The following is a 13,174-nucleotide window of genomic DNA, read 5'->3' on the forward strand; positions in this document are numbered from 1 at the left end:
TCGGCGGATTATTTGTGTTTTTTACACGGTGTAAGTTATGGATGCTGGTGATTTAAAGGTGTTGCGCGATCGACTTCTAGATTTGTTGTGCGATTTTGCCTATCGCGAAGGCGATTTTGTGCTGTCTTCGGGGCAGAAAAGTTCTTATTACATTAACTGCAAACCTGTGACGCTGCACGCTGAAGGTGCTTTGGCAACGGGACGTTTGTTGTTGTCGATGTTGTCGTCGGATGTGCAAGCTGTGGGCGGTTTGACTTTGGGTGCTGACCCGATTGTAACTGCTGTGAGTGTGGTTTCGGCTTTGGGCGATCGACCTATACCAGCTTTAATTGTCAGAAAGGAGACGAAGGGACACGGGACAATGGCGTACATTGAGGGGCCACTGTTGCCAGAGGGGACGAATGTGGCTGTTTTGGAGGATGTGGTGACGACGGGTAAGTCGGCGATGCAGGCGGTGGAAAGGTTGCGGGCGGCTGGTTATAAAGTCGATCGTATTTTGTCGCTGATTGACAGAGAGCAAGGTGGAAGGGAATTATATCGCGAGGCGGGATTGGATTTTCAAGCCGTTTTTACCATTAAGGATCTTAAGGAATGGATTAAGCTGAGGCGCATCTAAATTTGACAATCAAATTCGGCGTTGCTTAATCAGGGTATGCAAAAAATCAGTTGAAAATCCCCAAGCTTTGTCGATACAGGTTTCTATGACTGGCATATTTAGCCTTTCATACCGTAAATCAGCAACGCCGATTTTCAGTGCTGCTGACTCTTGTTCTTCCCTCATCTGACTACCAGATTTCTGGACTCTCAACTATTCTTGACCTGAATCCTTACGTTTTGTCCTCTACCAAACAAAAAGTCAGCGCCTGGTGAATTGGGAAGGGTGGGCGGAAACACTCCGCCCACCCTAGCAACTAGCTTTGCGCTACAGGTTCCTTAGCCAAAAACTTCTCTAATTCCGTCAAAGCTATCGGCATCAACCTTAGAGTGGTGTTTTATTGGCTTGGACTATCAACTATAGCAATCCTAAATCATTTGTGATTTTCTTACTCCCTCCCCTTGATAAGGGGAGGGTTGGGGTGGGGTAAAAAGTTTAAGCTGTTCAACATTTAAACTGCATTATTTGTGGTCTATACCCCATACTGTAAGGGGTTCAAGCAAGAAATTTAAATGACTAACAGCTTAGGACTCTTGCAAGGATTGCTATATGCTCGCTCTAATTCTATCAAAATCAGCTCAGGTACTTGGAGCACAATGGAAAATAAAGTTTTCGGTGCTAAACAAGCGCAAGCTTTCAGGTTCAGAATCTCTACCAATCGGCTGATTTTAGCAGAGGGAAATTATAACCTGAGTGAGATATTAACTAGAGAAGACTGTTTTAAGATGTTAGATGACGCGCAAGGAGAAGCAGTAATGATTTTACCTGCATCTATTAAAAGGAAATGGAAACTACTGGCAACAGCCTTTATTTGTCCTCTGACACTAATTGGTGTTGGCATTCAGCAACAACCGCTTCAAGCACAACAAAATCCATCTAAGACTAATGTTGCTGCTTTGCCAGATGGTATTTACCTCTACGGAGATTCGCCACAGCCCAACCAAGTTCTTCAAAACTATATTGTGTTTCAACGCCAGAACGATCGCGTCGTTGGTGCAATCTACGCGCCGCGATCGGACTTTGCGTGCTTCACTGGTAAAATTCAGGGAAATACACTTTCCGGGAAGGCAATCTCAGCCGGAAAAATTCAAACAGTTGAAATCAATACTCAGCTAACAAATCTCCATTCTATTCGCAAAATTAGCTCAAACGATCGGCGCATTCTTTCAAGGTGCCAACAGACAGCGGGATCTAACATATCCAGGTAAATCTTTTACTTAGCTCAAATGGTGCATGAGGCTGGTGGTGCGTTACACTGCGTTAACGCACCCTACGACTTGAAAATTTCTACTTACTAGGCTCTGCCTGGTAATGAATATCTAGAGGCTATGCCTCGATTGAAAAATAGTACAAAGTATGAGCTTTTACCGCCAACTTAATAGCCACAAAAAAAATCCGTTTTATTGACTTATTCTCAGGAATAGGCGGCATGAGATTAGCGTTTGAATCCGCCGCTCGTTCCTTGAATCTGGAAACAGAATGCCTCTTAAGCAGCGAAATAAATCCCGACGCTCAGTTAGTTTACCAGTACAGGGTAGGCGATTAATTGACTATTGCGGTGGCAATTCGATTCATTCTTGGGAACTGGGTTTGCGAGGCTAGCGCAGTGTAGACAAAATGAGTTGCTGAAGAGTTTTATCTTGAAAAAGCGCAATAAAGAATTTGGGCATGACCCAGATTGCAAGCTATTAACTAAAGAGCAAATAGCTACTTTTTTTCTCCTCCCAATCTCGATGAAATTCTGGATTCCTTGGTAACAAAAAATTACCTGCAAGGGAACATCGCAATTCTCCTTTTGGGAAACTGCTTTTAATATAACCTTAAGTAAGGTACGCCATCAGCACCCTACTTTTGGGCGAGCAGGATGCCCGCCCCACAAGAAACGTAACAGCTTTACGATTAAGTAAGGTGAGCAATGCCCACCCTACGAATTAATCCAATTAGCTTTGCGCTACAGGTTCCTTAGCCAAAAACTTCTCTAATTCCGTCAAAGCATCGGCATCAACCTTAGTCTGCATCGGACAGAACTTAGGCCCACACATTGAACAGAATTCGGCAGTTTTGTAGATATCCGCCGGCAAAGTTTCGTCGTGATATTCCTTGGCCCGTTCTGGATCTAATGACAGCTCAAATTGACGGTTCCAATCGAAATTGTAACGCGCTTTCGAGAGTTCATCATCGCGATCGCGCGCTCCCGGACGGCCCCGTGCAATATCAGCAGCGTGAGCCGCGATTTTGTAAGCAATCAGCCCGTTTCGGACATCCTCAGCATTCGGCAATCCTAAGTGTTCCTTCGGCGTCACGTAACACAGCATTGCAGTACCGTACCAACCAGCCATCGCGGCCCCAATTGCTGAGGTAATGTGGTCGTATCCAGGAGCAATATCTGTTACCAACGGCCCCAAAACATAGAAGGGTGCTTCCGAACATTCCTCCATTTGTTTCTTGACATTAAACTCAATTTGATCCATCGGCACGTGGCCCGGGCCTTCCACCATTACCTGCACGTCATGTTCCCAAGCTTTGCGAGTTAATTGTCCCAAAGTTTTGAGTTCAGCTAATTGAGCTTCATCGGACGCATCGTGAGTGCAACCGGGGCGCAGAGAATCTCCCAAACTAAACGAAACATCGTATTTTTTGAAGATTTCAATGATGTCGTTAAAGTGAGTGTAGAGGGGATTTTGTTTGTGGTGATGCAGCATCCACCGCGCCAAAATGCCGCCGCCGCGAGAGACAATCCCAGTCAGCCGATTTTTCACCAACGGCAAATGCTCGATCAGAATTCCGGCGTGAATAGTTTGGTAATCAACACCTTGTTGAGCGTGTTTGTCAATGATGTGAAGAAAGTCATTGGGGGTCAGACTTTCCATATTACCGTGAACGCTTTCTAGTGCTTGGTAAATTGGTACAGTACCGATCGGCACCGGTGAAGCTTTGATAATCGTAGTGCGAATTTCATCCAAATTCCCGCCGCCGGTGGACAAGTCCATCACGGTATCAGCGCCGTATTTCACTGCTAGTTTAAGCTTGTCAACTTCTTCTTCCATATTGGAAGAGTTGGGAGATGCACCGATATTAGCATTGACTTTGCATTTAGAGGCAATGCCGATCGCCATTGGCTCCAAATTCGTGTGATTGATGTTAGCGGGAATAATCATCCGTCCCCGTGCTACTTCGGCGCGGATCAGTTCTGCTGGGAGATTTTCTCGCTTAGCAACAAAGTCCATTTCCTCAGTGATGACACCTTGACGGGCGTAGTGCATTTGAGATACATTGCTCTGCCCGCTACGCTTAGCGATCCATTCGGTACGCATATTTAATTTCCTTGATAAACAGCTTCCCTCCGCTGGTATTACCCAGACTCAGGTTCTAAGGGTGTTTTCTCAGCCCGGATATTCGGGCACCCCTAGCTAAGCTGTTGATTGTATCACCGATTTCTGTGCGCCACGGCAGCAACTAAGGAAATCTTAATATTGAGAGATAGATGAGGGGAGCGATCGGTCTATAATATCTAATAACTCAGGCAGAAAGGAGGCTACAAGATGAATACATTTGAGTCAAACAGCGAGACATCTCCCCCAAAGCATCTAGCGGATGAGGAACAGGAAAACGATATTCAGGATAGCGGGGAAGATGATAGCGGGGAAGATGAGGAGGACATTATTCCCTCCAGATTTTCCATAGCAGTTTCTCGAATTGATTTTGATGTAGCGGGTTTAGTTAGACGCCTGGAAAGCGAAGATGTATTTATTCCCGACTTCCAGCGTGCTTATGTCTGGAAACCAAAACAAGCATCGCGTTTTATAGAATCACTCTTGCTTGGTCTTCCAGTTCCCGGCATATTTCTAGCAAAAGAGCGAGAAACAAAAAAACTGCTGGTGATTGATGGTCAGCAAAGATTACGTAGCCTTTTATATTTCTATCAAGGCAAGTTTCCCAACAGTCGGCACTCGTTTGCTCTGAAAGGGGTTCATCAAGAATTTGAGAAGGAGACATATAAATCACTGAAAGACGCATACCGACGCCAGTTAGATGACTCGGTTGTATCCGCTACAGTTGTCGAGCCACTTTATGCAGAGGACGATAGTAGTATTTACTATATCTTTGAAAGGCTAAATACCGGAGGTACTATCCTTAAACCGCAGGAAATTCGTGCTTGCATCTATCACGGCGAACTCAATAATTTGCTAGAGAAACTAAATACAAACCCAGCGTGGCGTGAAATATTTGGTCCCCCAGACAAAAACGGGAAAGATCAAGAACTTATTTTACGATTCCTGGCTTTTTACTTCGAGGGAAACAATTATAAGCCTTCTCTAAAAGAATTTCTCAATCAATACATGAAGCAAAATAGGCACCTTGCCCGCCAATCAGAAGAACAAATAATAAACGCATTTATCCCAACGATTGAATTGCTCTATGAATGTCTGGGTAACAAAGCTTTTAAGCCTCAAAAAATATTGATGCCTACTTACTTTGAAGCTGTAATGGTGGTTACTGCCCGCAGGTTAAAACAAGGCAAAATAAATAATCTCGAACAACTGGGAGAACGCTATAAATCACTTATGGAAGATGATAGTTTCATTGGAGTAGCTCAAAAAATACGCAATCTTACTAGCGCAGATAATGTTAGGGATAGGTTAGAATTTGCGTTCTATTATTTAGAAGATTTGGAATAGTAAGTGTTGCATAAAAGTAGCGTTAATTATGATTATAGATTCCTGTGTTTCAGCTCTAATTTCTCGCTATAAATAATCCACAAATTCTCTATAAGTGCAAGACAGCATTTGATTGCCCACCTAATAGAACTTGCGCTAATTTGAGCTGTTAAATATATTGTAAGGTAAGATAGCAGTATGTTTACGAGTGGCGCGATCGCCCTAACCCAAGATAAAATCAACGCTAACTTCAAACTCTGGAAAAGCCAGCGGCGCAACTTGTTGACCGCGCCAAAACTTGAGCATTAAACTATAACCGTTCTGGCTTGGTAGGCGGTAAACTTCCAAACAATTTTTAACTAAATCTACCAGCCAAACTTCCTGAATTAGCGATCGAGCATAAATGGATACTTTCACATCTCTGTCATAATCAACCGTACTATCTGAAACCTCCACTAGCAGCAAAACTTCAGACGGTACTGGATGGGCTGTGGCGTAGTAATCAGCACGAGGTTGCAGCAATACAACATCCGGTTGAGGTTCAGTGCGCTCAGTCAACTGGATAGGGTCTTGGACACCCAGAGTGGCCCGATCTTCTGGAATGAGGCTGAAGCGCCTGGTGAGACGCTTAACAGAACTTGCGTGACGAGTACCAATTGCAGCCATTTTAACAATCTCTCCTTCTATCAATTCCACCCGATCGCCCTCGGAGAGAATACCAACCTCAGTCATCAAATGATATTCTTTTACTGTAAATAACCGTTTTTGAAGCTGAACAGACATATAACTATTCTCCTTGTGTGCAGCTTATCTCAATTTACCATAAAAAAACGCCCCAAACGGAGCGGCAAAAAGAGGAAAAATTTAGATAACAAACCGTAGATAAAAAGCCTTTAAATGCGCGCTATCAACTCGGTTTAAATACTCGTCAATAACTGTAGGGATGGTTCATCGCCAACTATTAATACAGTGAAATTGGATTGTTGTTGCAAAAGTTGCTCTCGATATATAGCAATCCTAAATGATTTGCGTAATTATTGTAGGGGCAATCCCCCCGTGGTTGCCCCGATAGATAGGGGGTAGGCACGGGGGCACTACCCCTACAAATTTATCTGAATGATTTAGGATTGCTATACAGGCGACATATTCTCATTCCTTACCAACTTAAAAGTAGGGTTCGCCTCCAGATTTCCTGACAATTATGAATTTTGAATAACCGGATTTGGACTGAATTTAAGTCTCTTTTTCCCCGGAATCAATTTTGTCTGTATCCTGTTTTAATTCCGATACAATGGCGCCTCGATCGCGCCAAGCTTCCGCATTTTCAGGCTTGATGGCAATAGCTCGATCGTAAGCTGCCATTGCTTCCTCATACCGCTTTAATCCTGACAAAGCTGTGCCTAAATGGTGCCAAGCATCGTAGGAGTCTGGCTTAAGAGCAATCGCTTTCTCATAAGCTGCGATCGCTTCTTCATTGCGCTGCAATTTTGCCAAAGATTCGCCTTTGCCAAACCAAGCTTCGTAACACTCCGAATTAAGGGCAATTGCTGATTCGTAAGAGGCAATTGCTGCTTCGTGCTGCGACAGTTTGTCGAAAGCTGCGCCTCGGTTGTGCCACACTTCAAAATCCTGCGGTTTAAGGGCGATTGCTTTGTCGTAGGATTCGATCGATTCTTGATATCGCTGCATTTTTCCGAGCACAGCGGCTCTATTGTACCAAACTTCGTATTTATCGGGCCGGATGCCGATCGCCTGATCGTAAGAATCAATAGCATCACTGTAGCGGAGCAGTCTCCACAGCATATTGCCTCGATTGTACCAAGTTTCATATCTCTTGGGATTGAGATCGAGAGCGCGATCGTAAGAATCGACTGCTGCTGCGTGCTGCTGTACTTTGGCCAGCATCGCACCTCGGTTGTGCCAAATTTCGCTGTCGGTTGCTTTGATAGCGAGGGCGCGATCGTAACTGGCAATCGCTTCTTCGTAATGCTGCAATTTAGCCAACAAAGCCGCTATACTGTGCCAACAAGCGTATTTTCGGGATTCGCTCGAACTTGCTCGCTCGTAACAGACGATCGCCTCTTCGTACTTCTGCAATTTTGCCAGCAAACTCGCTTTATTATACCATGCTTCGTAGTTATCCGGTTTAATTAATATTGCTTGGTCGTAACAGGCGAGTGCTTCTTCCAGGCGCTGCAATTTTACTAACACATTTCCGCGCCAATACCAAGCCTCATTCAAAAATTTATTCGCTAAAACAGCTTTTTCCAAGCAAACTAATGCTTCATCATAATTGCCTTGAAAATAAAGCCCTTCGGCTTGCTTGATATAATCGTCAGCAATCAAATTTTCGTCGCTAGCGGGTGCAGTTTGCGAATCTTGGGAATTGTTTAAGGCCGATTGAGGTGCGATTTTGAGAGCTTCTTTGGCAACAACTGCGGGAACTTGGGAAATTTCTTTAACAATTTGAGATTTTTTCTCGTCAACTTCTCTCAGCAAAACTTGCAGGTGCAGGATAAATTGAGATTTGAGAGTCTCAATTTGCTCGACAGAAGATTTGGAAAGTTCAGTTTCTCTAGTTAAAAAATCAAGGGATTGTTTAGCTGCACCCATTTGCGCTTCTAATTCATCCCTCAACTTTTGAGTCAGTTGGCTAGAATTTCTGAGCTCGGATTCCAATACACCAATACCCTGCAATCGTTTATTGGCATCAGCAACCAACTGTTTGATGATCAGCCGTCGCATCATCCAAAAAAAGGCAATTGTCACCGGTGGAAATACGGTACCAAGAATCAGCAAAATATTGAGCAGAGTTATGGTACTATTAAAACCATATCCAGATTCAGCACTGCCACTAGATGGGGAGATAAAAGCGAAAACCTCGCGAACTTGAGGATTACTTTCAACCCCGGTTTCGATTAATTTAGCCAGCCAGGTTTCTTGTAAAGATTTTGTTAGTTCATCGCCGGATGCAGCAGGACTATTCGCCTTGGTTTTTGCAGTAGCAGATACATCGGGTTGAGCGGCCGCTACCAGCAAACCTGTCGGCGATTTGACAGCAATTCGCGGGGAAAATTGTTCGTAGGCGATCGTCTCAGGCTCGCTAATTGACTCAGCCCGACGCGATTCAGTATTATTTGGGGAAAATTGTTCGTAGGCGATCGTCTCAGGCTCGCTAATTGACTCAGCCCGACGCGATTCAGTATTATTTGGGGAAAATTGTTCGTAGGCGATCGTCTCAGGCTCGCTAATTGACTCAGCCCGACGCGATTCAGTATTATTTACCGCATCAACAAAGTTGCTAGCCTGCGGTGTCTCAGGAGAAATAGGATGTGCAGCAGGATTGGCGCTAGTATTAGCAGTTAAATTGTGGGATGCGAGGGCAGCCAGAGTCAAGAGAGCTACATTTGAGACGCGCATAAACGTCAACTCATTTAGGAGAAATTGGTGCTTGGTTGTCAGCGATCGGGCGATCGACCTCATACTCTCAGCATTTAGAATAGCTGACATGAGGAATGCTGACTTACTATCTCCAAAATACGCGCTGAGTCTGACTTTTCAGGAAAACTGCCAGTAATTCTGGCTGTTTCAGTTGACAGTTGACAGTTGACAGTTGACAGTTGACAGTTGACCTGGGATAGTTGACCTGGGATAGCTACCTCTACCTGGAAGGAAGAGGATTTGAGTAATGAATAGTTTTCTTTTAATTTCTCCCGCTTATGGGTTCCGGCTTTAAACCAATTCTTTCTGGTAACTTTGATGAAAGAATATATTCTCGCGCCTCATGCGGTTGGATAACTCTCGGAATCATCATTAGGCTGGTAGGGGTGGCTGCACCAATCTGCACAATTAGCCAACTATCCCGGTGAACCGGCCCCAACCGACCCGATTTTTCACTCTAAACCCCAGCTAAAACCGCTTCCGGCTGCTGATGTTGGGCCGGCACTTCCTCTAAATCAGCTCCAAAAATTTCACAGCTATTATTCGGACTTTCAATCAGCTTAATCTTGTGCAACTCTGCGCCCAATTCCCAAACGGGCGATCGCAACAATTGCCCAATCCGCACCGCAATATTCTCCGCCGTCGGCACAACCTTCTCAAAATAAGCAATATCCTTATTTAAAAAAGTGTGATCGAAAGGTTCAACAACATAATCATCAATAGCTTTTTGCAAAGCTCCCAAATCAGCAATCATCCCAGTCCGCGCATCAATTTCCCCTTTAACAGTCACCTCTAAATGATAGTTGTGACCGTGACCGTTAGGACGAGCACATTTACCGTAAATTTCCGAGTTTTCTTCAAAGCTCAAATCGGGACGAGCCAACCGATGGGCGGCGCTAAAATGAGTAGACAGAGTTAAATAAGCTTCCATGCCATTTCCTAAATATTCAGCCCAAAGTTCAGGGTGTTCAAACAATTGAATTTTGCTCACAGGCAAATGAGGGGCTAGCCGCAGCCAAATTTGCCGTGCTATGTTTTCGGTAGTTGGCAGAGTCTGCTCAAATTCCGGCCATGCTTCGTTAAGGTAGGAAAAATCGAGATCCTTGGTAACTTCCCGCTTGATGACGTGCTTGACATCAGACAGGTTGAGTACCATGCCGTACTCGTCGAGTTCTCCTATCATGGAAACGTAAAGGACGTAATTGTGTCCGTGTCCCGGTGCGCGGGCTGTTGGGCCAAAGCGCTCAAAGTTCTCGGCTGCGCTCAACTCCGGTAGCCAATAACGATGACTCGCCGAAAACTGTGCCCGACGATTGATGATGCACTGCATAAAAGTCAATTAGGGTAAGCTTGTTAAGTTCTGTAAAGGACTTACTTCTTAAGGATAAACCAATTTTTGCTGGAATTTTTCGATTACTTGAGGGTGCTGTAAATGAATTTCTACCAATTTTCCCGATATTGGCCACAAGTCGCTGTTCTATCGCACCCCAGGGCCCATTTTACGCCACAACACAGATTTCCGGCAGAAAATACCGCTACAAAACAGTTTTTCGCCATCAGTTACTAACCCATCAGTTACGAGTCTTTGAGAGAGTGGGTGAAGCTGAGCTATTCCGTTCGCGAAGCGTTCCCGTTCCCCGCAGGGGTTCCCGAAGGGTAGGGTAGGGAATCGACTTTTTTGCCACACAGGATACTCCAGAGTTCGAGTTTTTCGCCTAAGCTCTGCAATAGTTAGCCGTTGGCAGTTCAGTTGCGATCAAAACCAATCACCAATTACCCATTACCCAATATTAATGAATTCGATTACTACACGAGCCGATCGCTTTTTTGAACATTTGTGGGGTGCGATGACAACCCCGCTATTTTATATCGGGGACACTCATTTGTCGATTAGTGCGATCGTCAAACTGATAATCTTAGCTATATTTGCCTTGGTTATAGCTAAGATTATCAGTGAAGGAATTAAGCGCAGCCTGCTAGTTCGGATGGGATTGGATCGCGGCAGTCGAGAAGCAATTTCTACGATCATTAGCTATATTTTAGCCACTATTGGTTGTATATTCGTCCTGCAGGGTTCCGGCATCAACCTCACTTCTCTCACCGTCTTAGCTGGCGTAGTCGGCATTGGTTTCGGCTTCGGCTTGCAAAATCTTGCCAGCAACTTTATCAGCGGTCTCACCCTGCTATTTGAGCACCAAATTAGAGTGGGAGACTTTATTGAAATAGACAAGTTATTAGGAACAGTAGAAACAATTTCAATCCGCTCTACAATTATTAAAACAATTGACGGTCTATTTGTAATTATACCAAATATTAAGTTTGTAGAAACTAATATTATTAACTGGAGTTACAGAGACCCCAGATGTCGCCTCCACATCCCCATCGGCGTTGCTTACGGATCTGACCCAGTAATAGTTACGGAAGCGCTGTTAATTGCGGCGCGGATGGAATCGAATGTCTTGTCCCATCCTTCTCCTAAAGTATGGTTTCACGGTTTTGGAGATAACGCTTTAAATTTTGAACTTTTAGTTTGGATTGACCAGCCACAGGAAAGCGATGCTATTAAAAGCGCGGTAAATTTTTTAATAGATTACGAATTGCGCCACCGAAATATCGAAATTCCCTTTCCCCAGCGGGATTTGTGGCTGCGAAACCCGCAAGAGTTAACTCAACTTTTTCACAATAACAAAGACGATAATTCCAACGGGAAAGTTTTTCTGCAGAATGCCAAACATTCAGCAGAGTTAAAATCTAATTCTACCGTTTCTGAACCAAAAAATCCAGCGCCTAAATCGCCTAATAATTGGACGCTGCGAGATTTATTGAGGCGAGTAACTTATTTCGATCAGTGTACGGATTTAGAACTACGGCAGTTAATTGAATACGGCTACCGACAACTGTTTCCAGCGGGACAGGTTGTATGTAAAGAAAATGACCCAGGCGATTCTTTTTATATTATTCTTTCGGGTTCTGTGGAAGTTCTTTCTCAAAAAGCCGGTCAGTATATTGCTACGCTTCACGAGGGCGAATTTTTTGGGGAAATCTCTTTGCTATTGGGAACTCCGAGAACAGCGACTGTTAAAACTAGCGAAGATGCAATTTTGTTTGTGGTGGAACGCCACGACTTGCAAAAACTTTTAAGAGAACAGCCTAATTTAGCAGATCAGATTGCTCAAAAATTGTCCGAACGCCAGCAAGCTTTGAGAGATTTGGGATTATTAGATGGGGACTCTCTCGGACAAACTCCTTTTATTAAAATTCGCAAGCGAATTCAAGTTCTTTTTGGCATTTGACTTTGTAGGGGCGGGTTTAGCTAAAGATATATGATACAAATGACTAAAAAAATGGCAAAACCCGCCTCTTTATTTCTCAGTCATTAGTCATTAGGAATTGGGAATTGGGAATTGGGAATCGGGAATCGGGAATCGGGAATCGGGAATTGGTAATTGGGCAATTCTCCCCCTCTCCCATTCTCCCCCTCTCCCCCTTTCCCCTGTGCTTCAACTAACTAACTTCTAACTTTCAATTCCTCCTGTGCTTCCCGCCGCAGTCTAGCAGCAATTCTAAACAGTTCTTGACCTGTGTGCAAATGGCGATCGTCATAATTGAGGGTAAATAAATGCAATTCTTCTATGCCATCGCCGACTTGATTGATGGAGTAGTAGAGATGCGCTGCAACTCCGGCTACATTAGATGGATTGGGCATCGCTTTCAGAAAGTTATGAGCTTTTGAAAGAAAGTCGCGGCTGGTTTCGATATAAGCTTGAAACTTTTCAATCAGTTCGTCATCAAACGGATCTGCTGACAATTCGTTTATTTCTTTTTTAAGCGGCTTCAAGATGCTGTTGAGCATTCGATTGACTGGTTTGTATACTTTAATCAGCCACTGTTCCATTTGTTCGTCGGCATCCCGCGCTGCTTGTTGGCGCTGGCGGGCGACGTTTGGTGCGTAGGGTGATTGCTGTTGGCTTGGTTGGGAAAATTGGCGATCGTAAGATTGTCGGTGTTGGGCATCTCCTAATATTTCATAGGCTGCATTGAGGCGGATAATCTCTTCGTGACCGGCTGTGGAACTCTGGCTATCTGGATGAAATATTTTGACTAAACGGCGGTATGCTTGTTTAATCTCGGCTTGTGTTGCTGTTGGGCTAATCTTTAGGGTTTTGTAGTGATTGGTAACGGAAGACACGCTGTTATTTCCTTGAAATCTGGATAATCTGCAAAAAAGTGCTTGACAAAAATATCATTTTTTGTTAATGCGTTAGGTATTTATCTGATATAAATGCCAAAAATTGTAGGTAAAAAACCTCTGTTTTCAAATTATTATAAATCCATTTTATAAAACTGTAGTTTAGACTAACCAAAGATGAGAACGGTGGCAAAAGAAGAACTAGAGCCACCGCGCTAGGAGAGAATGAGG

At 44.1% G+C, this 13,174-nt stretch carries 11 protein-coding genes and 1 riboswitch; of the genes, 5 read left to right on the plus strand and 6 right to left on the minus strand.

Features of this window, described 5'->3' with window-relative positions:
- The first annotated feature begins 37 nt into the window (after positions 1 to 37).
- Entirely contained in the window at positions 38 to 616 is a 579-nt protein-coding gene (pyrE, locus tag QUA44_RS20715; protein ID WP_333253776.1) for an orotate phosphoribosyltransferase, read from the plus strand.
- Positions 617 to 625: 9 nt separating this feature from the next.
- Here pyrE and QUA44_RS20720 read toward each other — a convergent pair whose 3' ends face one another.
- On the minus strand, positions 626 to 781 hold the full coding sequence (locus QUA44_RS20720) for a hypothetical protein (protein ID WP_333253773.1): 156 nt from the start codon (positions 779 to 781) through the stop codon (positions 626 to 628).
- A gap of 386 nt (positions 782 to 1,167) precedes the next feature.
- Between QUA44_RS20720 and QUA44_RS20725 the strand changes: the two genes are divergently transcribed.
- Together QUA44_RS20725 and QUA44_RS20730 are read left to right on the plus strand one after the other, a co-directional pair.
- Positions 1,168 to 1,863 (plus strand): hypothetical protein, encoded by a 696-nt coding sequence (locus QUA44_RS20725; RefSeq protein ID WP_333253771.1) that lies wholly within the window; start codon positions 1,168 to 1,170, stop codon positions 1,861 to 1,863.
- A gap of 221 nt (positions 1,864 to 2,084) precedes the next feature.
- Complete coding sequence (locus tag QUA44_RS20730) at positions 2,085 to 2,201, plus strand: hypothetical protein (protein WP_333253769.1); 117 nt, start codon at positions 2,085 to 2,087, stop codon at positions 2,199 to 2,201.
- Positions 2,202 to 2,595: 394 nt separating this feature from the next.
- On the opposite strand, the gene thiC is transcribed toward QUA44_RS20730, so the two are convergent.
- Positions 2,596 to 3,969: a phosphomethylpyrimidine synthase ThiC gene (thiC, locus tag QUA44_RS20735; RefSeq protein WP_333253766.1), complete on the minus strand. Its 1,374-nt coding sequence runs from the start codon at positions 3,967 to 3,969 to the stop codon at positions 2,596 to 2,598.
- Positions 3,970 to 3,976: 7 nt separating this feature from the next.
- Positions 3,977 to 4,073, minus strand: a riboswitch (TPP riboswitch).
- Positions 4,074 to 4,197: 124 nt separating this feature from the next.
- Here thiC and QUA44_RS20740 point away from each other — a divergent pair.
- Entirely contained in the window at positions 4,198 to 5,334 is a 1,137-nt protein-coding gene (locus QUA44_RS20740) for a DUF262 domain-containing protein (RefSeq protein ID WP_333253765.1), read from the plus strand.
- Positions 5,335 to 5,535: 201 nt separating this feature from the next.
- Here QUA44_RS20740 and QUA44_RS20745 read toward each other — a convergent pair whose 3' ends face one another.
- From QUA44_RS20745 to QUA44_RS20755, 3 genes are all read right to left on the minus strand, one after another.
- Positions 5,536 to 6,096 (minus strand): Uma2 family endonuclease, encoded by a 561-nt coding sequence (locus QUA44_RS20745; RefSeq protein ID WP_333253762.1) that lies wholly within the window; start codon positions 6,094 to 6,096, stop codon positions 5,536 to 5,538.
- Between the two features lie 450 nt (positions 6,097 to 6,546).
- Complete coding sequence (locus tag QUA44_RS20750) at positions 6,547 to 8,823, minus strand: tetratricopeptide repeat protein (RefSeq protein ID WP_333253760.1); 2,277 nt, start codon at positions 8,821 to 8,823, stop codon at positions 6,547 to 6,549.
- A gap of 388 nt (positions 8,824 to 9,211) precedes the next feature.
- Positions 9,212 to 10,084 (minus strand): 6-carboxytetrahydropterin synthase, encoded by an 873-nt coding sequence (locus QUA44_RS20755; RefSeq protein ID WP_333253758.1) that lies wholly within the window; start codon positions 10,082 to 10,084, stop codon positions 9,212 to 9,214.
- 463 nt (positions 10,085 to 10,547) lie between these two features.
- Here QUA44_RS20755 and QUA44_RS20760 point away from each other — a divergent pair, with 463 nt between their 5' ends.
- The gene (locus QUA44_RS20760) at positions 10,548 to 12,047 is read left to right on the plus strand and encodes a cyclic nucleotide-binding domain-containing protein (protein WP_333253756.1); all 1,500 of its coding nucleotides are present in this window, start codon (positions 10,548 to 10,550) and stop codon (positions 12,045 to 12,047) included.
- A gap of 215 nt (positions 12,048 to 12,262) precedes the next feature.
- Here QUA44_RS20760 and QUA44_RS20765 read toward each other — a convergent pair whose 3' ends face one another.
- Complete coding sequence (locus tag QUA44_RS20765; RefSeq protein WP_333253754.1) at positions 12,263 to 12,943, minus strand: J domain-containing protein; 681 nt, start codon at positions 12,941 to 12,943, stop codon at positions 12,263 to 12,265.
- Between the last annotated feature and the right edge of the window lie 231 nt (positions 12,944 to 13,174).

It is taken from the genome of Microcoleus sp. N9_A2, from assembly GCF_036701775.1.
GTDB lineage: Bacteria > Cyanobacteriota > Cyanobacteriia > Cyanobacteriales > Microcoleaceae > Microcoleus.